23 protein-coding genes are annotated in these 19,990 nt (G+C 74.3%); 11 read left to right on the top strand and 12 right to left on the bottom strand.

Features of this window, described 5'->3' with window-relative positions; all coding sequences use genetic code 11:
* Positions 1–310: 310 nt before the first annotated feature.
* The 3 genes from ACGFK0_RS13600 to ACGFK0_RS13610 all read right to left on the bottom strand — a co-directional run bounded on the left by ACGFK0_RS13600 (position 311) and on the right by ACGFK0_RS13610 (position 2,041).
* The gene (locus ACGFK0_RS13600; RefSeq protein WP_392904197.1) at positions 311–703 is read right to left on the bottom strand and encodes a hypothetical protein; all 393 of its coding nucleotides are present in this window, start codon (positions 701–703) and stop codon (positions 311–313) included.
* Between the two features lie 86 nt (positions 704–789).
* Positions 790–993 carry a hypothetical protein gene (locus ACGFK0_RS13605; protein ID WP_392904199.1) on the bottom strand — a complete coding sequence of 68 codons (204 nt, stop codon included), beginning with the start codon at positions 991–993 and terminating at the stop codon, positions 790–792.
* Positions 994–1,543: 550 nt separating this feature from the next.
* Positions 1,544–2,041: a nuclear transport factor 2 family protein gene (locus ACGFK0_RS13610; RefSeq protein WP_392904202.1), complete on the bottom strand. Its 498-nt coding sequence runs from the start codon at positions 2,039–2,041 to the stop codon at positions 1,544–1,546.
* A gap of 38 nt (positions 2,042–2,079) precedes the next feature.
* On the opposite strand from ACGFK0_RS13610, the gene ACGFK0_RS13615 reads away from it, so the two are divergent.
* Together ACGFK0_RS13615 and ACGFK0_RS13620 are read left to right on the top strand one after the other, a co-directional pair.
* Positions 2,080–2,994 (top strand): LysR family transcriptional regulator, encoded by a 915-nt coding sequence (locus tag ACGFK0_RS13615; RefSeq protein ID WP_392904204.1) that lies wholly within the window; start codon positions 2,080–2,082, stop codon positions 2,992–2,994.
* A 116-nt stretch (positions 2,995–3,110) separates the two neighbouring features.
* Entirely contained in the window at positions 3,111–3,710 is a 600-nt protein-coding gene (locus ACGFK0_RS13620) for a hemerythrin domain-containing protein (RefSeq protein WP_392904207.1), read from the top strand.
* 40 nt (positions 3,711–3,750) lie between these two features.
* Here the strand turns inward: ACGFK0_RS13620 and ACGFK0_RS13625 are convergent, their stop codons facing one another.
* Positions 3,751–4,980, bottom strand: coding sequence for a hypothetical protein (locus tag ACGFK0_RS13625; protein ID WP_392904209.1), 1,230 nt, complete (start codon positions 4,978–4,980; stop codon positions 3,751–3,753).
* A 580-nt stretch (positions 4,981–5,560) separates the two neighbouring features.
* Between ACGFK0_RS13625 and gvpJ the strand changes: the two genes are divergently transcribed.
* The 8 genes from gvpJ to ACGFK0_RS13665 are packed head-to-tail and all read left to right on the top strand — an operon-like array spanning position 5,561 to position 9,344.
* Positions 5,561–5,998 (top strand): gas vesicle protein GvpJ, encoded by a 438-nt coding sequence (gvpJ, locus tag ACGFK0_RS13630; RefSeq protein ID WP_392904211.1) that lies wholly within the window; start codon positions 5,561–5,563, stop codon positions 5,996–5,998.
* Positions 5,995–6,780 (top strand): GvpL/GvpF family gas vesicle protein, encoded by a 786-nt coding sequence (locus ACGFK0_RS13635; RefSeq protein WP_392904214.1) that lies wholly within the window; start codon positions 5,995–5,997, stop codon positions 6,778–6,780. The genes gvpJ and ACGFK0_RS13635 overlap by 4 nt, the downstream gene beginning before the upstream one ends.
* Before the next feature lie 3 nt (positions 6,781–6,783).
* Positions 6,784–7,047: a gas vesicle protein GvpG gene (locus ACGFK0_RS13640; protein ID WP_392904217.1), complete on the top strand. Its 264-nt coding sequence runs from the start codon at positions 6,784–6,786 to the stop codon at positions 7,045–7,047.
* Between the two features lie 10 nt (positions 7,048–7,057).
* Positions 7,058–7,318 carry a gas vesicle protein GvpO gene (gvpO, locus tag ACGFK0_RS13645; protein ID WP_392904220.1) on the top strand — a complete coding sequence of 87 codons (261 nt, stop codon included), beginning with the start codon at positions 7,058–7,060 and terminating at the stop codon, positions 7,316–7,318.
* Positions 7,319–7,367: 49 nt separating this feature from the next.
* Positions 7,368–7,748, top strand: coding sequence for a gas vesicle protein (locus tag ACGFK0_RS13650; protein ID WP_392904223.1), 381 nt, complete (start codon positions 7,368–7,370; stop codon positions 7,746–7,748).
* Positions 7,745–8,647: a GvpL/GvpF family gas vesicle protein gene (locus tag ACGFK0_RS13655; protein WP_392904225.1), complete on the top strand. Its 903-nt coding sequence runs from the start codon at positions 7,745–7,747 to the stop codon at positions 8,645–8,647. Before ACGFK0_RS13650 ends, ACGFK0_RS13655 begins: the two co-directional genes overlap by 4 nt.
* Positions 8,644–8,850 carry a gas vesicle protein gene (locus ACGFK0_RS13660; protein WP_392904227.1) on the top strand — a complete coding sequence of 69 codons (207 nt, stop codon included), beginning with the start codon at positions 8,644–8,646 and terminating at the stop codon, positions 8,848–8,850. Before ACGFK0_RS13655 ends, ACGFK0_RS13660 begins: the two co-directional genes overlap by 4 nt.
* Entirely contained in the window at positions 8,847–9,344 is a 498-nt protein-coding gene (locus ACGFK0_RS13665; protein ID WP_392904228.1) for a gas vesicle protein K, read from the top strand. Before ACGFK0_RS13660 ends, ACGFK0_RS13665 begins: the two co-directional genes overlap by 4 nt.
* Before the next feature lie 12 nt (positions 9,345–9,356).
* Here ACGFK0_RS13665 and ACGFK0_RS13670 read toward each other — a convergent pair whose 3' ends face one another.
* A complete protein-coding gene (locus ACGFK0_RS13670) occupies positions 9,357–10,208 on the bottom strand; it encodes a methyltransferase domain-containing protein (protein WP_392904230.1) in 852 nt (283 codons plus the stop codon).
* Between the two features lie 28 nt (positions 10,209–10,236).
* Between ACGFK0_RS13670 and ACGFK0_RS13675 the strand changes: the two genes are divergently transcribed.
* Complete coding sequence (locus ACGFK0_RS13675; protein WP_392904232.1) at positions 10,237–11,763, top strand: PLP-dependent aminotransferase family protein; 1,527 nt, start codon at positions 10,237–10,239, stop codon at positions 11,761–11,763.
* A 30-nt stretch (positions 11,764–11,793) separates the two neighbouring features.
* Here ACGFK0_RS13675 and cydC read toward each other — a convergent pair whose 3' ends face one another.
* The 7 genes from cydC to ACGFK0_RS13710 form a co-directional block, all read right to left on the bottom strand.
* Positions 11,794–13,530, bottom strand: coding sequence for a thiol reductant ABC exporter subunit CydC (cydC, locus tag ACGFK0_RS13680; RefSeq protein ID WP_392904234.1), 1,737 nt, complete (start codon positions 13,528–13,530; stop codon positions 11,794–11,796).
* Positions 13,527–15,104, bottom strand: coding sequence for a thiol reductant ABC exporter subunit CydD (cydD, locus tag ACGFK0_RS13685; RefSeq protein ID WP_392904237.1), 1,578 nt, complete (start codon positions 15,102–15,104; stop codon positions 13,527–13,529). The genes cydC and cydD overlap by 4 nt, the downstream gene beginning before the upstream one ends.
* Positions 15,105–15,165: 61 nt before the next feature.
* On the bottom strand, positions 15,166–15,912 hold the full coding sequence (locus ACGFK0_RS13690) for a cytochrome d ubiquinol oxidase subunit II (protein WP_392904239.1): 747 nt from the start codon (positions 15,910–15,912) through the stop codon (positions 15,166–15,168).
* A gap of 13 nt (positions 15,913–15,925) precedes the next feature.
* Complete coding sequence (locus ACGFK0_RS13695; RefSeq protein WP_392905109.1) at positions 15,926–17,176, bottom strand: cytochrome ubiquinol oxidase subunit I; 1,251 nt, start codon at positions 17,174–17,176, stop codon at positions 15,926–15,928.
* Positions 17,177–17,296: 120 nt separating this feature from the next.
* On the bottom strand, positions 17,297–18,445 hold the full coding sequence (locus ACGFK0_RS13700) for an MFS transporter (RefSeq protein ID WP_392905111.1): 1,149 nt from the start codon (positions 18,443–18,445) through the stop codon (positions 17,297–17,299).
* Positions 18,446–18,564: 119 nt separating this feature from the next.
* Positions 18,565–19,131 (bottom strand): TIGR03086 family metal-binding protein, encoded by a 567-nt coding sequence (locus ACGFK0_RS13705; protein WP_392904241.1) that lies wholly within the window; start codon positions 19,129–19,131, stop codon positions 18,565–18,567.
* A 229-nt stretch (positions 19,132–19,360) separates the two neighbouring features.
* Complete coding sequence (locus ACGFK0_RS13710) at positions 19,361–19,894, bottom strand: GNAT family N-acetyltransferase (protein WP_392904244.1); 534 nt, start codon at positions 19,892–19,894, stop codon at positions 19,361–19,363.
* Between the last annotated feature and the right edge of the window lie 96 nt (positions 19,895–19,990).

Here is a 19,990-nt window from a genome sequence, read left to right on the forward strand (position 1 = left end):
GACCGCCCTGCCAGGTCCGCAGACGGTCGCGGTCACCGCCTCGGGGTATTTGGGGTGGCCGGGGTCCTTGGTCCTGGTGATGGGGGGCGTTGGTCGGTGGCGGGGATGGCCGGGGTTGCAGGATCGTGAGGGGTGGCGAGCGGGTCCCCAGTGGGCCGCGGGCATGCAGACCCCTGCGGCCGCCCCCGGGCAAAAGGGGCACGGTGACCCGCTCGCCGCCCCCGTCGCCCTCGTCCGCCGGGTGCCCGGCCCGGTGGTCTGGGGGAATGTGGCCCGGAGGGGCCTGTGTGGTGCGGGGGTGGCGGGGTGGTCAATCAGTGCCCGGCGGCGGCGTGGTGTCGTTACGGTGCGCGAAGACCAGCGTCCGGGTCTGGCGGACCATCTGATCCAGTTCAGCGATGGACTGCCGCAGGATCTGGCGCAGCCCTTCGCTGTCGGGATGCAGGTGAAGGCTCCCGTTACCGGCAGCGAAGCCGTCCGGGTGGGCGGCCAGGTGGGTGCCTGACCGGCCGGTCCTGCCGGTTGGTGGGCTGATGCGGCCCAGGACCCGGTGCAGATCCATGCTGAGCGCGAACATGTGGCGGACCAGGGCGTCGGCCAGCAGGTCCGGAGTCGCCGGGAGGCTACCGGCAAGATCGGCGGTGGTGGGGCTGGGGAAGGTGTTGGGACCGTGCCGTGAATGAACCGGCGGTGAGTTCGGCATTTGCAGACCAACCTCTCTTGTGCCGGAGCAAGGAGAGTTCACCGACCAGGCGGTACTCCGGGCCGTCCAGCCGCGCGGTCGGCTGTTCAGCCGACCGGCCCCGCGCCGGGTGGCTGCCGGGACAAGACCGGGACAGGGCCGCGGTCGCAGGAGGGACGGGCGTCGGCGTCGCCGATGACGGCCGGGCTGCCGGCCAGCGCCACCGTCTCCAGTAACCCCAGCAAGGGCAGCGGGCCGGGCGGCGCCTGCGGTGGCGGTGTGGCCGAGGGTGGGCGTGCTGACCGGTCCATGGGCCATGCTCCTTGGTCGCGCTTCCAGACGACATGCATCGGACATCGATTGCGGATGCCGCCGGGGTCTGGGGCGACCAGGCTGCCACCCGGCCACAAAGGCCAGGCCAGATTGAAACTCACCAACCAACCTACGCCCAATCACGCCTGCCAGCGAACACGGCGGCTCCAACAACCACCGCTCTTGCCCTTCGGAGGGACCGTCACGACGTCACGCCCGGGGACGTCGTGACGGCTCCGCCCGCGCGCAGCTCCCGCAGCTCTCGCAGGTCGGGGACGTGGTTGTAGAGCGTGCCCGGGGACACCCCAGCAGCTTGGCGATCGAGGTGATCGAGAGGAAGAGATGACCATCCCCGTGCGGTGGTTGCGGCCGATAACCGGCTAACAGCGGCAAGGCGCCCCCACCCGCATCGGAACGGCCGGTCACGGCAAGAGGAGCCCGCCGGGCTCCTCAATGTGACTGGCCGTTCGGTTGCTGCTCAAGCCCCGGTTCCGCCCGGGTGTGGCCGCCCGCGCCCGGTGGCCGGGTCCGGTCCGCGGGCGCCTCCGGTCAGCCGAAGATCGCGGTGGGGTCGCCGGTGTACCAGAGGTTGTCGATGACGACGCTGCGCATGACCCATCGGTGGCCGTCGCGGACGAGTTCGGTGTCGTAGAGGTTCTTCAGCAGGGCGTGCACGCGGTGGTCGGCGGTGAGCAGGTGCTGAGCCTCGACCAGCGCGGTCAGGCGTGCGGCGCCGCCGTCGGGCTGGATGTGGACGCGGGGGTTGGTGACCTGGTGGGTGGTGTCGACGCGGCCCTCGAACCCGCCGAGGATGGTGGCGACGATGGTGTCGCGTCCCGACATCGGCGGCGGCTCGGCGCCCCACGCGGCGGCTGCGGGGCGGAAGTCCAGGCCGGCGTCGGCGGCGAAGGCGGAGGCCAGCAGGCCGGGGTCCTTGAGGTCCTGGCCGAGCCCGAACCGGTAGAGCGCGTCGATGATCTCGGTGCGGTCGTGCAGCTCGGCGGCGTCGGCGCCGGGGGACAGCGCGTGCGGGCGTGTGACGTACATGACAGGCTCCGATGCAGGTCAGTGGGCATTTTCCGGACATGTCCAGCGTCGCGGCGGACACCGTGGCGATCAACGCGGTCCCGTGCAAGGATCGTGAAGCCAGACTTAACGACGGGGGGCGGGCGGTGCTGGAGCGGCACGAGATCGAGGCGTTGCTGACGCTGTCCGAGGAACTGCACTTCGGCCGGACGGCGGAGCGGTTGCACGTGTCGACGGCCCGGGTGAGCCAGACGATCCGCAGGCTGGAGCGGCGGGTGGGGGTCCGGCTGTTCGACCGGACGTCGCGGCGGGTGGAGCCGACTCCGGCGGGGCGGCGGCTGGCGGACGAGATCGGGCCGGCGTGGGCGCGGATCGGCGCGGCGGTGGAGCGGGCGGTGCAGGAGGGCCGGGGGGTCACCGGCACGCTGGTGGCCGGGTTCACCGGCGCGGCGGCGGGGCAGCTGCTGGCCGGCGCCGCCGGGCTGCTGCGGTCGCGTGAGCCGGGCTGCCGGGTGCGGATCCGGGAGGTGCGGGCCGGTGACGTCGCGGCGTGGCTGCGCGACGGGGAGGTGGAGGTGTGCTTGGCGGCGTCGCCGGGGGACGGGCCGGGTGCCGGTGACGAGGCGGGTGTCGTGGCCGGGCCGGTGCTGGTGCGGGAGGCGGCGATGCTGGCGGTGCCGGCCGGTCACCCGTTCGCGCGCCGCGCGTCGGTGCCGGTGGCGGATCTGGCCCGGGCGCGGGTGCTGGCGCCGGGGGCGACGCTGCTGGAGACGCTCACGCTGGTCGGCGCGGGCGAGGGCGTGTTCCGCGTGGGCGCGCATGTCCGCCGTTACCACGCGCGGCCCGATGTCGCCTTCGTCCTGCTGGAGGACGCGCCGCCCGTGGAGTGGGGGCTGCTGTGGCGGGCGGGCGGTGACAGCGCCCGCGTCCGCGCCTTCGCCGAGGCGGCGCGCGACCTGCTGCGCGGCCCCTGACCCGCGAGGGCCCGGCGGGGGTGTGAAGTGTGTCTCTCCGGCCGCGCGGCCGTCACATCCGGGGGCGGGCCGGGGCTCTTATATGCATGGGAACATTCGCGATTGAGCCGCGTAACGTGACCTGCCACACCCTCCTGTACGCCGCGCACGACGCGTTCCGCCGGGACCTGGACCGGCTTGCGGCTGCGGCGGCGGCCGGCAAGGGCGGGGCGGCGCACGTGCGCGCGGGCTGGGAGAACCTCAAGGACCAGATCCGCATCCATCACGATCTGGAGGACCGCCTGCTGTGGCCGCGGGTGCGGCGGGCGGTCGCGGGCCGCCGCGCCGAGCGGGCGGTGATGGAGGAGATGGGCGCCGAGCACGCCCGGATCGGGCCGCTGATCGGGCGGGTCGACGCGGTGATGCGCGACGGCGGGGACCTGCCGGCGGCGGTGCGGGAGCTGCGCGCGGCGGTGGAGGCGCATCTGCGGCACGAGGAGATGACCGCGCTGCCGCTGGCGGAGTCGGTGCTAGGCCCCGCGGACTGGCGGGAGCTCGCCGACGAGGCCGGGAGCGGCTGCGAGGCGGGCACGCCGCTGTTCGTCCCGTGGGTCGTGGACGGGATCGCGCCGGTCGAGCGGAGCCGGTTCCTGACGGCGCTGCCGGCGCCGGTCCGGGACCGCAACCGGGTGGCGTGGGAGCCCCGGTACCGCAAGCGGCGCCTGTGGAGCACCTGAGGCCCTGACCCGCCCGCCCTTTCGGGGGGGGGCGCGGGCGTCACCAGGGGACGGCGCGGGCGGTGATGTGGTGGTCGGCGGGGTCGTAGTACGACAGCAGCAGCGCGTCGCGGGTGCTGAGGCCGGGGTGGCCGATGAGGGCGCGGCACTGGTTGAGGCCCGACCCGCCCGAGCAGGGGACGGCGCCGTCCGCGGCGGGGGTCCAGGGGCCTTCGGGGGCCGGCGCGCGCCAGAGGCGGTACCGCCCGTCCAGGCCGCGCTGCTCGACCATGACCAGGCCCTTGCCGAGGGCGCTGTAGTCGGCGACGTGGACCAGGTAGGGTGCGGCGCCGCGCACGACGGTGCGGGCCTGGGCGGCGTCGGGGGTCCAGCCGCCCGGCGTCCAGTACCGGTAGGCGGCGGGGTCGCGCCAGGCGGCCGGGTCGGCGCGGACGCGGGCGAGGGTGACGCGCCCGCCGTGGCAGGCGCCGAACGCGGAGGTGTCGCACACCGAGGCGAACAGGTACAGGTGGCCGCGGGCGAACACCGGTGAGCCGAGGTTGTGCTGGAACGGCAGCCCGGCGGGGGAGTTGAACAGCCGGGCGCGGCCGGTGAGGGCGTGGCCGTCGGGCCGGTAGGTGACCAGGCCGAATCCCTGGGTGCTGATGGTGGTGCCGTGCACGCACACGTCGGTGTAGGCGATCAGGAGGGTGGCGGTGCCGGGCGGGCGGGCGGCGCCGGAGGCCCAGGAGGCGCCGTAGGCGGTGCCGGGGATGTGGCAGGCCCGGCCGCCGGGCAGGACGAGGCCGGGCGGCGCGCCGAGCATGCCCTGCGGGGGCCGCGCCCGCCCGGACGGTGACGGCCCGGTGGACGGCCCGGTGGACGGCCCGGCGGACGGGCCGGCGTCCGGTGTGGCGGGCGGGCTGGGTCCGCCGTCGGGGGTGGGCAGTTCGGTGAGGGGGGCGGGGACGCGGCCGGGGTCGGCGGGGCCGGTGGCGGCGGTGGTGCCCAGCCACAGGCCGGGGCGGGCGCCCTTCCAGACGGTGTCGCAGAACAGCCAGATGCTGCGGCCGGGCCGGCCGGGCAGCGGGGCGCTGTAGCCGCAGTCGCGGTCGATGGTGTTGCCGGGGGCGGCGGTCTCGTAGGCGGACAGGACGCGGGCGGGCGGCGCGGTACCGGGCGGGCGGGGCGGGGAGGAGGAGATGCCGGCCGCGACGGCGATGACCGCGGCGAGCAGGGCGGCGACGGCGGCGGCGAGGCAGATGCGGGCACGGGGAAGGCGGCGGGTCAACGGTGCCCTCCTTCCCGGGCGCGGCGCGGTTGCGAGTGCGGTTGCGGGTGCGGCTTCGGTGACGTCGGCCGCGCTCGGCTCGGGCCGGCGCGGGTCGGGCGGTGGTCGGGCCGGGCCGGTGGGTGCGGCTCGGCGGTGGGTCTCACAGAGTGGCCTGTCGCGGGGCCGGTGGGCAAATGGCGCCGCGGGTGCCGGTCCGGCGCGGCCCGGGGCACGGCGGCCGGCGTCCGCAAGGGCGCGGCGCAGGCCGGCGGCGCTGGCGGGCCGGGTGGCGGGGCTGGCCAGGCTGATGACGCTGGCGCGGCTGCTGCGCGCCGTCCCGGTGGCGGTGGCAGGTGCCGCGGGCGTCGTCGTCGGGCGGCTCACGGCGCGGAAACGCTGACCCCCGGGCGCGGCCCCGCAGGCGCCCCCGGAGCGGGCGTCCCGGCCCTCCGGGGGCGCCTGCGGGGCCTTGACCGGCGGGTGACCGAATCGGGGCGGTCAGTTTAGGGAGATCAGCGCGGGTACAGGGGGGGACGTGAACAACCGCTAAACCCCCCAAATAACACCAAACCCTCGACCCCCACAGGGAGTGAATGACATGACTGGGCCGATCGCCCAGCAGACCTCGGGCAGCAACTCCGTCCAGCGCGGCGGATCCGGCAGCAGCCTCGCCGACGTCGTCGACCTGATCCTGGAAAAGGGCCTGGTCATCGACATCTATGCCCGGGTCTCGCTCGTCGGCATCGAGATCCTCACCGTGGACGTGCGGATCGTCGTCGCCAGCGTCGACACCTACCTGCGCTTCGCCGAGGCCGTCAACCGCCTCGACATCGCCCACGACGGCACCTCACAGGGGCTGCCGCAGTTCGTGGAGGGCATGCAGGAGTCGGGCGCCAAGAAGAAGACCCGCGGCGCCCTCGAAGGCGCCCAGGAGCGGCTGAAGGAGACCTTCGGCGGCGACGACGACTCCGAGGACGACGACAGGCAGCCCGCACGGCGCCGCTCGTCCCGCAAGAAGGAGGACGAGGAGTCATGACCACGCCGCAACCCCCCGGCGCCCCCGCCCCCGGGGGCACCCCCCAGTACGTGTACGGGGTGACCCGATCGGGCGCGGCCCTGCCCGGCGACGTGCACGGCCTGGACGACCTGCCGGTCACCCTGGTCGAGGACGGCGGCGTGTGCGCCGCGCTCGTCAGCGACCTGCCACGCGACCGGGCGCTCGGCGAACGCGCCGACCTGGTCGCCCACCAGCGGGTCCTGAACGCGCTCGTCGACGCCGGGACCGTGGTCCTGCCGTTCCGGTTCGGCGCGGCGCTGGCCGACCGCGCCGCCGTGGAGAAGGAACTGCTCGCCGACAACTCCGAGCGGTTCGGGCACATCCTCGACCAGCTGGACGGCAGGATCGAACTGCGCCTGAAGGCCACCTACGTCCAGGACGCGGTGCTCCGCGAGATCATGGCGGCCGACCCGGAGATCGCCGAGCTGTCGCGGCGGCTGCGCGAGGTCTCACCCGACGTCGCCGACGCCGTCTACTACGACCGCATCCGGCTCGGCGAGCTGATCACCCAGTCGATGGAGCGGCTCCGCGACGCCGACGGCCGGGCGCTGCTGGGCGGCGCCGCCCCCGCGGCCGAGGCCGTCGCCGCCAAGACGCCCGTCCGCGAGGAGGACGTCCTGGACGCCTCGTTCCTGGTCCACGCCGACCGGCGCGCCGAGTTCGAGCAGGCCGTCGACAAGCTGGCCCGCGACCACGCCGAGCGCGTCAAGGTCCGGCTGATCGGGCCGCTGCCGCCCTACGACTTCGTCCCGCAGGAGTAGGCGATGGGGCTGTTCACCGGGCTGGTGACGCTGCCGCTGGCGCCCGTGCGCGGCGTCATGTGGCTGGCCGAGACGCTCACCGAGCAGGCCGAGGCGCAGCTGTACGACCCGGGGCGGATCGCCGCGGAGATGCAGCAGGTCGCCGATGAGGCCGCCGCCGGCGAGATCACCGAGGACGAGGCCGCCGAGCGCGAGGAGGACCTGATCCGCCGCCTGAACGAGGGCCGTGCCCGCGAGCAGGCCCGCCGCGAGCAGGCCGGCGGCTAGGGGGCACGTGATGATGTCCGCGTCCGAGGCCGCCAAGCGGGCGGCCGAACACGTCACCGCGATGACCGGCCGCAGCGCCGAATGCGTGGTGGGGGTGGAGCGCGCCGGCGAGGACGCCTGGCGCGTGCAGGTGGAGGTGGTGGAGACCCGCCGCATCCCCGACTCCGCCGACATCCTCGCGATCTACGAGACCGAGGTGGACGCGGACGGGGAGCTGGTCGGCTACCGCCGCGCCCGCCGCTATCCGCGCGGACGAGTCGAGAGGGACTAGAGCATTGAGTGAGACCTCCTGGAGCGGAACGCGGTCTCCCACACGGTCGATGGCCGGGGAGAAGACGTCGGCCAACCTGGCCGACCTGCTGGAACGCATCCTCGACAAGGGCATCGTGATCGTCGGGGACATCCGGGTCAACCTGCTCGACATCGAGCTGCTGACGATCAAGCTGCGGCTGCTGGTGGCATCGGTGGACCGGGCCAAGGAGATGGGCATCGACTGGTGGGAGCACGACCCGTCGCTGTCGTCCAAGGCCCGGCAGGCCGACCGGCGGGTGGAGGACGGCGGCGGAGACCGCGCCCTGCAGGAGGAGAACCGGCGGCTGCGCGAGCGGCTGGCCGCCCTGGAGGCCGGCGACGGCGCGGACGACAGGGCCGCCGCCGCGCCGGCGGCACGGCCCGGGCGGGGGAAGGAGCCCAGACCATGACCGGCACACCGTTCACCGGCGACACCGCCGTCTACCTGTACGGGGTCGCGCGGGACCTGAACCCCGCCGCGCTCGGCGACGCCGCCGGAGTGGCGGGCGCACCGGTCCGCGGCGTGGTCGCCGGCGGGCTGACCGCACTGGTCAGCACCGTGCGGCTGGAGGAGTACGGCGAAGCGGCACTGCGCGCCAACCTGGAGGACCTGGCGTGGCTGGAGGCCACCGCCCGCGCCCACCACGACGTCGTCGACCGCGCAGCGCACGCCGCGCCGACCGCCCCCGTCCGCATCGCCACCCTCTACCGCGACGACACCCGCGTCGCTGAGGTCCTCACCGCACAGGGCGAGCGGTTCGACGCCGCCCTCGACCGCATCGCCGGCCGCTCGGAATGGGGCGTGAAGGCCTACGCCGACCCCGGGACGCTGCGCGGCGACGCACCCGCGGGCGGCCCCGCCCCCGCAGACCCCGGTGGGGGGCTCGCGCCCAGCGCCGAGCCCCTCACCGGCCCCCGGCCCGACGCCCCCTCCGCCGGCTCTTCCGGCGGCGTGGGAACCGCGTACCTGCGCCGCCGCCAGGACGAGCGCCGCCGCCGCGCCGACGCGGCACGCCGGACCGGCGAGCAGGCCGACGGCGTGCACGCCGAACTCGCCGACCACGCCGTGGCGTTCCGGCACCACCCGCCGCAGGACCCGGGCCTGTCGGGCCGCCGCGGAACCCAGATCCTCAATGTCGCCTACCTGCTGGACGAGGAGCAGGTCGAGGGGTTCCTGGCGGTGACCCGCGCGGCCGCCGAGCGGATGGCGGGCATCGAGGTGGAGGTGACGGGGCCGTGGCCGCCCTACTCCTTCATCGACACCGCCGACACCACGCCCGCGCCCGAGCCGGGGGACGCGACCCGGTGACGGCCGTCCTGGACCACGCCGGCGACGCGCCGATGGAGCGGATCGCGCTGGTCGACCTGCTCGACCGGCTGCTGGCCGGCGGCGTCGTCATCACCGGTGACCTGGTGATCTCCATCGCGGGCATCGACCTGGTGCAGGTGTCGCTGCGGGCGCTGATCACCAGCGTCCGCGACGAACTGCTGCCCGAGGAGGACCTGCCGTGACCCGACCGGACCACGCCCCCACCGGCCGCGAGCCCACCGGCCGCGAGCGCGAGCCGGTGACAGGGGAGGTGTCGGTGCGCGACCCCGCCGCCGGGGACCCCTTCACCGACGACATCCTGGCGGGCCGCACCGGCGGCTCATCAGCCCACGCCCCCGTCCGCGCCGCGCCCGCCCGCGGCCCCGACCGCGAGATGGGGCCGCGGGAACGCTCGTCCCGGACGATGCAGCGGCTGCGGTCCGACCCCGAGACCGTGGAACGCGACCTGGTCAAACTCGTCCTCACCCTGGTCGAGCTGATCCGCCAGCTGATGGAGCGCCAGGCGCTGCGCCGCGCCGAGGGCGGCGACCTGTCCGACGACCAGATCGAGGCGCTCGGGCTGGCGCTGATGCGGCTGGACGAGGCGATGACCCGCCTCAAGGACCACTTCGACCTCGACGACCACGACCTCAACCTCGACCTCGGCCCCCTCGGCCCGCTCCTGCCGCAAGACTGACCGCCGGCCGGCTCACACGGGCGGGTTGACGGCGACGGCCTTGAAGAACGTGTAGCAGAACGTCCCGTCCGGGCCGGCGGCGCGGCGCAGCCCGGCGACGCCGCGGTCCCAGCCGGCCCGCGTGGACAGCCCGGCCGCGACGGCCTCGTCCCCGACCGCCTCGACCATCGCGGTGAAAGTGTCCAGGGTGAACCCCCGCGCCAGCGCGGGGCGCCCCGGATCGGCGTACACGGTCCTGGGGGAGACGGTGACGCCGCCATATCCGGCGCCGGCCAGCAGCGGCCGCAGCCGCCGCCCGATGAGCGCGTCACCGCCCGCGGCGGCCTGCAGCGCGACCAGGTGGCCGATCACGGCGCGGGCATGGGCGCAGTCGGGATGAAAGAACGCCGACCCGTGGTCGCCCTCGATCACGGTGAGCGTCCCGCCGGGCCGCAGCACCCGCCGCAGCGCCGCCAGCGCGCCGCGCGGGTCGGGCAGGTGCTCCAGGACGAAGCACACGAACAGGTGATCGAACTCGCCGTCGCCGAACGGCAGGTCGTGCAGGTCGGCGTGCGCCCACGCGACACGTGCGCCCGGGACGGACGCGACGACGCGGGCGCGGGCCTGCTCCAGGGAACCGCGGGACACATCGACGGCGGTCAGCAGCGCGCCGGGGGAGCGCGACACCAGATGCACCGTCTGCGCGCCGACCCCGCAGCCGGCCTCCAGCACCCGGCTCCCGGCCGGGTAGGACGTGCCGTCGTGCAGCAGCCCGGCGAGCGTGTCGGCCTGGTCGCCCAGCCGCCGCGCCTCACGACCTGAGTAGCCGTGCACGTAATCACCCGGCGCGTGATCAGCGGGACCGGTCGTCGTCGTTGTCTCCATGGCACCACCGTGGCCGCACAATGGCCTGATGAACAGATCCAAAGCCAACGAACCCGACCGGTCCATAACACGGGGCGCGGAACAGCCGGGCCCGCAACCGCGGGGGTCGGACTTCCTCCAGCTGGACCCGGCCGACGCGCCGCCGGGCGGCCTGTCGGACTGGCTCGCCCGGCGGCTGCGCGAGGCGATCGGCGACGGCCACCTGCCCGTCGGGTCCCGGCTGCCCGCCACCCGCGTCCTGGCGGCCGAGCTGCGCGTGTCCCGCGGCGTGGTCACCGAGGCCTACCACCGCCTGATCGACGACGGCCACCTCGCCGGCCGCGGCCGCGCCGGCACCGTCGTCGTCGCCGCCCCGCTCACCGCCCCGCCCACCCGGCCCGCCGCCCGGCCCGGCACCCGGCAGGACGCCCGGCCCGGCCTCGCGTTCCCCGGCGAACCGGCCGCCGACGTGTTCGACGTCCTGCGCGCCGCCCCCGCACGCGTCGACCTGTCACCCGGCCTCCCCGACCTGTCGGCGTTCCCCCGCGCCGCCTGGCAACGCGCACAACGCGCCGTCCTGCGCGACCTTCCCGCCCCCGCCCTCGGATACGGCGACCCGCGCGGAGCCCTCCCGCTGCGCGCCGCGGCCGCCGCCTGGCTCGCCCGCAACCGCGGCGTCCGCGCCGACCCCGCCGAGATCATCATCGTCGCCGGCACCGCGCAGGCCCTCGGCCTCATCGCCCGCGTCCTGGCCCGCGACGGCATCACCGCCGTCGCCGTCGAGGACCCCGGCTCCCTCGGCGTCCGCCAGCACCTGCGGCACTGGGGGATGGCCACCCCGCCCGTCCCCGTCGACGCCGGCGGCGTCCGCGTCGACCGCCTCCGCGACACCGGCGCACCCGCAGCCCTGCTCACCCCCGCCCACCAGTTCCCGACCGGCGCCGTCCTCACCGGGCACCGCCGCCGCGAGCTGATGCGCTGGGCCGCCGACGGCGGCCTGGTCATCGAGGACGACTACGACGCCGAACACCGCTACGACCGCCCCCCGACCCCCGCGCTGCGCTCACTGCTCACCGACCGCACCTTCTACACCGGCAGCGTGTCCAAGCTGCTGGCCCCCGCACTGAGGACCGGCTGGCTCCTGCCGCCGCCCGCCCACCTGGACGCCGCCGTCGAGGAGAAACGCTTCGCCGACCTCGGCAGCGCCGCCCTGCCCCAACTCGTCCTCGCCGAACTGATGGACTCGGGCGAGATGGAACGCGGCCTGCGGCTGCTGCGCCGCCGCCACCGCAGCCGCCGGGACACCATGATCGACGCGATCGCCGCGCACCTGCCCGGCGCCGCCGTCCACGGCACCGCCGCAGGCCTGCACCTCACCGTCACCTTCGACGCCGCCTTCCACGACGCCGACCTCGCCGCGGCCGCCCTGCACCACGGCGTCAAGACCCAGCCGCTGTCCTGGCACGCCCAGCGGCCCACCCGGCCCGGCCTCGTCCTCGGCTACGCCGCCGTCCCCGCCACCGGCATCACCGAAGGCATCACCACCATCGGACGGGCCCTGCGCGACCTCACCTGACCCCGCCCGCCCCTGGGCGCACCCGGCCGGTCACGCGGCCAGCAGCTCCGCCTCCCACAGATCCCGGTACGCCCCCGCCGCCGCGACCAGATCACCGTGCCGACCGCGCTGCACCACCCGCCCCCGGTCCAGCACCACCACCTCGTCGGCCGCGTCCAGCGCCGCGAGCCGGTGCGTCACCAGCAGCAGCGTCCCCCCGCCCGGCCACTCCAGCAGATCCCGCGTCAACGCGTCCGCCATCGCCGGATCCAGCGCCTCGGCCGGCTCGTCCAGCACCAGCACCGGCGGATCGGCCAGCAGCGCCCGCGCCAGCAGCAGCCGCTGCCGCTGCCCCCCCGACAGGCCCCGCCCACCCGCCCCGACCACCGTGTCCCACCCGTCCGGCAGCGCCTCCACCACCTCGGCGAACCGCGCCCGCGCCGCCGCGGCCTCCAACTGCGCCACGCTCGCGTCCGGCCGCGCCAGCAGCAGGTTCGCCCGGACCGTCGCCGCGAACACATGCGCGTCCTGCGCCAGCCCCCGCACCGCCGCCCGCACATCACCGGGCGCGTAACGGCCCAGAGCATGCCCGCCCAGCACCACCGCGCCCGACGCCACCGGCACCTCACCCGACACCGCCGCCAGCAGCGTGCTCTTGCCCGCGCCGCTCGCCCCCACGACCGCGACCCGGCGGCCCCGCTCCACCCGCAGATCCACCCCGTCCAACGCCGCGGCCCCACCGCCGTAGGCGACGCGGACGCCCAGCAGCTCCACACCCAGCGGCCCACGCGGCATCCGCACCGGACTCCGCGGCACCGCCGCCGGGGGAGCGGCCAGCAGCACCCCGACCCGCCGCACCGCCGGCACCACCTCCCGCAACCGCTGCGCCGCCGACGCCAGCGGCAGCACCGACTCCACCGCGACCAGCGCCGTCAACGCCGACACCGCCACACCGACCTCGTCGAGCCCCCCGCGCAACCCCACCCACACCACCGCCGCGACCGTCGCGCCCTGCACCGTGAAACCCGCCGCCGCCACCATCGCCGACACCCGCGCACCGGACCGCTCCGCCGACTCCAGCCGCCCCGCCGCGTCCCCCGCCCGCGCAGCGAACCGGCCGGACGCACCGAACATCGCCAGCTCCGCCGCACCCTCCAGCACGTCCAGCGCCCGCACCGCCAGCACCTCACGCCCGGCCGCCACCCGCGCCGCCGCACGCCCGCCCGCGACCGACGCCGCCACCGGCAGCACCACCCCCGCCACCAGCAGACCCCCGGCCAGCACCACCGCCGACGACGGCAGAACCACCCCGCACACCACCACACCCGCCGCACCGCACGCCACCGCCGCCACCGCCGGCAGGACGCACCGCAGCAGAAGATCCTGGACGGCGTCGACATCCGACACCATCCGCGTCAGCGCATCACCGTCCCGCACCCCGCGCCCCGCCGCCCCGCCGGGCCCGGGACGTACCCGCCCCGGGCCCGCCGCCAGAGCGTCGAACACCCGGCCCCGCAGCTCCGCCAGCGCCCGCAACACCGCGTCATGACCCGCCAACCGCTCCACATACCGCAGCGACCCCTTCGCCAGCGCGAACCCCCGCACCGCCACGATCGCCAGCGACAACGCCGCCAGCTCCGGCCGCTGCGCCGCCCGCGCCACCAGCCACGCCGCCGCCGCGATCAACCCCAGCCCGCACAACTCCGCCGCGGCCCCCGCTAGCCCCGCACCCACCAGCCGCACCCCATGCGGACGCACCGCACCCCACACACCCCGCACGCCGCTCACGCCGCCTCCCCGCACACACCGCCCGCGACCCGGCCCCCCTCCAACCGCACCACCCGGTCCGCCACCCCCAGCAGCGCCGGACGATGCGCCACCAGCACCGCCGTCCGCCCCTCCAGCAGCCGCCCCGCCGCGTCCACCAGCACCCGCTCACTGTGCAGATCCAGCCGCGCCGTCGGCTCGTCCAGCAACATCACCGGACCACCCGACAGATACGCCCGCGCGATCGCCAGCCGCTGCCGCTGCCCCGCCGACAACCCCGCACCCCCCTCACCCAGCACCGTCGCGAACCCCTCCGGCAGATCCTCCACGAACTCCGCCGACGCCGCCCGCGCCGCCTCCACCACCCGCTCATCACCCGCACCCGGATCACCCAGCCGGATGTTGTCGGCCACCGACGCCGCGAACAGATGCGGACGCTGCGGCACCCACCCCACCCGCGACCGCCACCCCTCCACGTCCAGCTCCGCAAGATCCACGCCGTCGACCAGCACCCGCCCCGAATCCGGCACCACAAGCCCCGCCAGCACCAGCAGCAGCGTCGACTTGCCCGCACCCGACGGACCCGCGACCGCCACCCGCTCACCCGCCGCCACCCGCAACGACACACCCGCCAGCGCCGGCTCCCGCGCCCCCCGATACCGCACCGTCACATCCCGCAGCACGATCTCCGGCGCACCCCCCGCGACGACCACCCGCCCCGCCGGCCGCACCACCGGCGCGTCCAGCACCGCGAACACCTCCCCGGCCGCCGCCACACCCTCCGCACACGCATGGAACCGCTGACCCAGCGCCCGCAACGGCGAATACACCTCCGGCGTCAGCACCAGCACCAGCAACCCCGCCGACAACGCCATCTCACCCGCCAGCAGCCGCAACCCCACCGGCACCGCCACCAACGCCACCGACAACGCGCACACCAGCTCCAGCACCAGCGACGACAAGAACGCCACCCGCAAAGCCCGCACACTCGCCCGCCGATGCCCCTCCGCCAGCTCCCGCACCACCACCGACTGATGCCCCGTCCGCCCGAACGCCCGCAACGTCGACAGCCCCGCCAGCACATCCCGGAAATGCCCGCCCAGCCGGTGCAGCAGCCCCCACTGCCGCCCCGTCAACGCCGCCGTACGCATCCCCACCAGCGCCCCGAACACCGGAACCAGCGGCACCGTCACCAACACCACCAGCGCCGACGCCCAATCCGCCGCCACCAGCCGCACCAGCACCACCACCGGAATCACACACGCCGCCAGCAGCTGCGGCACATAACCGGTGAAGAACGGATCGACCCCGTCCAGCCCCCGCGTCAGCAACGTCACCCGCGACCCCGCATCACCCGCCGGCGCGTCCAGCAGCGCCCCCCGCAGATTCCGCTTCACCCGCGCCGCCGCCCGGCCCGCCACCAGCGACACCGCCCACGCCAGCACCGCACGCCCCGCCACCGCACCCACCAGCCACGGCAGCGGACCCGCGTCCAACCCCGCCACCGCCCGCACCAGCAGCTCGGCCTGCACCACCAGCAGAACACCCTGTCCCGCCGCCAGCACCCCCAGCACCACCGTCACCCGGCGGGGCACACACCCCAGCAGACGACGCTCGACACCCTTCACCCCAGCCCCCAGACCCCGGGCCACCCGGCTACAGGTACGAGGGCGACTCGACCCGCCCACGGAACGTCCACCACACCAGCGCCTGCGACCCCAGCAGCAACGGCAGCACCACCACCGTCGTCACCGCCGTCATCGTCAACCCCGCACCCCCGGCCACCGCCTCCGACCACGGCAACCGCACACCCGCCACCACCGGCGCCGCCACCATCACCACCGCCGACACCGCATACCGCGACGGCACCCGCCCCGCACGCGCCGCCAGAACACCCACCGGCAAACGCCACCGCGCGAACCCCGCACCATGCCACGCGAACACCACCGCCAGCGGCAGACCCAGCACACTCCCGGCGTTCAACCCGCCGCCCCCCAGCACCGAACCCAGCACCGCACCCCACGCCAGCGCCAGCGCCCAGCTCCCCACCACGATCGCCGCATCACACCCGCCGCGCCACGCCACCGCATCCACCCGGCCCCGCAGCCACAACCCCATGTCCCGCACGACCCACCCGATCAGCAGCACCGCCACCAGCGGATACAGCTCCTCCAGCAGATCGTGCTCCAACCCCGGGAACGCACCCGCGACCAGCCCCGCCGACGCCACCAGCCACACCTCGTTGCCCAGGAAGAACGGCGCGAACGACGCGATCACCAACCGCCGCTCCCGCTCATCCCGCCCCAGCCACGGAAGCAGCATCCCCACCCCGATATCCGCACCGGCCAGCACCAGGTACCCGCCGGAGAACACCGCCAGCAACACCACCGCAAGAGCTTCCATCACCGAACTCCAGTCAGAACGTCGGGCTCATCACCGGCGCGGCCGGCTCCACCGGGGGAGAGGCACCAAGACCCGACCCCTCCGGCCCCCGCCGCGCGAACCGCACCAGCAGCCACGCGTTCACCACGAACAGCAAAGCGAACAGCACCGTGAACGCCACGAACGACACCGTCATCGTCCCCGGCCCCACACCCGGCGACAGCGCGTCCCGCGTCTTCAGCACCCCGTACACCATCCACGGCTGCCGCCCCACCTCACGGAACACCCACCCCGACACCATCGCCACATACGGCAGCGGCACCGCCACGACCATCACCACGTGGAACACCCGCCCCCGCACCAGCCACCCCCGGAACGGAAACTTCACCAGCGCCACCAGCGCCACCAAGACCATCAACGACCACATGCCCGTCATCAGGCCCTCACCGACCGCCGCCAGCCCCGGCGCCATGTACTCGTCCGGCCCGAACCGCGCCGAAAAATCCGCCACCGCCGCCGGCGCGTCATCCCCACCGATCTTCGTCGGCTGCACATACGCGAACTGCGCCCCACCGAACATCACCACCGGCATCACCGACAAGATCACCGTCAGCAACCCGATCCGCATCGACCGCCGGAAGAACTCCACCTCCGCCGTCCGCCGGAACAAGTGATAACCGCTCACCCCGGCCATGAAGAACCCCGCCGTCAGCAACCCGCCGAACAGCACATGGAAGAACGCCAGCACCGCCGTCGGATTGGTCAGCAACGCCCCCACATCCGTCAGCCGCGCCGCACCGTCCACCATCTCGAACCCCACCGGACGCTGCAGCCACCCATTCGCCACCAGCACGAAATACGCCGACAGATACGCCGTCAGCGTCACCACCCAGATCAGCGCCAGATGCACCCACCGGTTCAGCCGATCCCACCCGAAGATCCACAACCCCAGGAACGTCGACTCCACGAAGAACGCCACGATCGTCTCCAAAGCAAGCGGCGCCCCGAACACACCACCCGTCACCCGCGACATCCCCGCCCAGTTCAACCCGAACTGGAACTCCATCACCAACCCCGTGACGATCCCCACCGCATAGTTCACGACATACAGCTGCCCCCAGAACCGCACCATCCGCTCATGCACCGCACTGCCCGACACCGCCGCCCGCGTCTGCGTCAATGCCACCAGCGTCGCCAGCCCCAACGTCAACGCCACGAACAGAAAATGGGTACCGGCCGTCAACGCGAACTGCACCCGCGCCAACATCAACGGGTCCACACCCATGAGCACGCCCCAAGAATCGCTCCGAACCGACTCCACGATCCTCAGCGCACACACCACACCCGCGAATCAGGCGCGAGTGTTCAACCGCCCTGCACCTTTCGCGCAGCCCCAACCCCGCCCCTACATCTCCCGATGTACACCACCACGCCGCCCCGCCAACCCCAGTACGACAGCCACCACCACATACGGCACCGACGCCAACCCCATCAGCACCCCCGCATCACCCCACCGCGACCCCAACGCCCAACTCGCGAACATCAGCACCGCCACCGTCTCCGAACCGAGCCCCGCCACCGACGTCACCGTCGCCCGCGCCCCATCACCGATCCGCTCCTGCAACCGCGCGTCCGCCGCCGCCATCGCCCACCGGAACACCCCGAACGCCACCGCCACCAACACCAACCCGCCCGGCCGCCCGCCCAACGACCCCGCCGCCAGGCACACCGCACCCACCGCCAGCACCGGCGCCAGCCACCGCACCCCACGCCCCGCCAACCAGCCCCCCACCGCATCACCCACCGTCACCACCATCACCAGCAACGGCACCGACGCCGCCGCCACCCCCGTCGACCGCACCAGCAACGGCACATACTCATCCAGCGCCGTCACACCCTCCACCACCATCACCAGAACCAGCGCCCACCGCACCGCCGGCTCCCCGCGCAGCTGCGCCCACCCCTCACCCGCCACCGACGCCAGCGACGCCCCGCCCCCATCCGCGTCCCCGCCACGGCCGGCACCCCGCGACTCCGGTAGGAACCACCCCGCCACCGCACACAGCACGCACACCGCCACACTCGCGACGCCCGCCGCCCGGTAACCCCCACCCGCCAGCACCGGCGCCGCCACCGCCGAAGCCGCCACCACCGCCAGCAGCGACACCGCCTCCGACCGCCCGATCAACCGCGCATACGCCCCCGCCGCGCCCGCACGCCCCAGCTCCTCGTACACCAGCGCCTGCATCGTCCCCGAACGCAGCGCCGACCCCACACCCCACAACACGAAACCCGCAGCGAACGCCGGATACGAAGGAAACGCCACCCACAACCCGAAACCCACACCCGCCAGCAGGGGAGCGACCACCAGCAACAACCGGCGCGAGAACACATCCGCCCACAAACCGGACGGCAGCTCAAAAGAGAACGTCGTGACCGACCAGATCACGAACAGCGACGAGATCGCAGCGGGAGACAACCCGGCATCGGCGAAAAGCACCGCGTACACCGGGTACAGAAGAACGAAATCCTCGAGGAACGCGTAGACGTACAGCCTGCGCGCGAGCCCCGCCTCAGGTGAAGATCAATGTCGTCGAGCCATACCAGCACCATAACCACACCGCCCCGCCCACCGCACCCCCGAATTCCCGGGGGAGGGGAGCGGCCGAGATCTCACCCACCGGAAGGATCGCGGCCGAACAACGCGAGCAGGCGCGCCTGGTCATCGGCGCCCTGGGGGACAGGACGCTCGGAACCGACCATTCCCCGCTCACGCCCGCCGGGCGCCATCCGCCGCGCCGTCTCCAGCGCCGGACCCACCAGATCCGCGTCGAACACCACCGGCTGCCCGGTGGCCTGCCCCAGATCCCACGTGTGGACGAGCAACTCCAGCGGATACTGCTCCAGCCACTCGCGCACCGTCATCTCCAGCCCGACACCCAGCGTGATCCGCCGCGCCAGCGCATCGGGCACCAACTCGGCCGTCATCCGGGCCCGCACCTCGCGCCAGGACGCCACCGGATCCTCACCCGCCACCTCGCGCCAATCCGGATCGTCCCGGGGGAGCGGCCGGCCGGCGGCGCGCATCTCGACCACCAGCAGCCCCGCGATGACGTGCCCGGCGACATCGACCGCGCACCAGCCCTCACACGGCGACGGCGACAACCACCGGTCCGGCGGCGTCGCGGCCAGCACCGCCTCGAAACCGTCCAGCGCACGAACGAAACGCTCAGGAATCACGGCACCCGCACCGCCCACATCAGATCGTCCTCACACGATCATCACACGATCGCACCGCACGCGACACCCGTTCCCCACACCGCCAAAAAATGACGCTGGCCGGGGGCGGTGTGCGATCGGGCGGACCGCCCCAGCGCCCCCGATCGACTCTCTACTTAACATAATGTGCATTATCGACCAACGATCAGCGCAACTGGAAGCGGGGCGAATCACCCGTGATCCGCCTTCTTCACGTGCAGTGGGCGCGGTTCCCGCCGCCGGAGCCGCCGAGGTCGATCCAGAAACGGTCTTCGCCGCGGGCGCGGCCGTCCTCGACGCCGCCGTTCGCCAGGATCACGCGGCGCGACGGCTCGTTGCCGGCGGCACAGGTCAGCAGGACGCGTTCCAGGCCGAGGCGGCGGCATTCCATCAGCCCGGCGGCCAGCATCCGCGTGGCGTGACCCTGCCGCCGCCACGCAGGGACGACGTGGTAGCCGACGTGGCCGCCGGCCTCGGCGAGCTCGGGCGTCAGGCGGTGCCGCACGAGCAGCGTGCCGAGGTAAAGCTCGTCCGCCACGTACCAGAAGGTCGTGCACGGGACGCCCCACCGGCGCTGGACGCCGTGGCGCTCGGCGACGAACGCCGCGAAGTCCTCGGCGGCGTTCTCCAGCCATCCGGCGTGGTCGCCGCTCGCCAGATGGTCCGCCCACTCCCCGGCCAGGAACGACTCGCGGACCGCCGTGGTCGGCCGCACGAGGCGCGGCGGATGGAGAAGCTCGGGCACGGTCCGAGTATCCCCGGCGGGCGTCGCGATCGGATGCGTGCCCGGTGTCCGTGGCGAAGAAGTTCACTTAACCGGACAGAAGCTGAATTCTGTCTG

Source organism: Spirillospora sp. NPDC048823 (genome assembly GCF_043198445.1).
Taxonomy (GTDB): Bacteria; Actinomycetota; Actinomycetes; order Streptosporangiales; family Streptosporangiaceae; genus Spirillospora.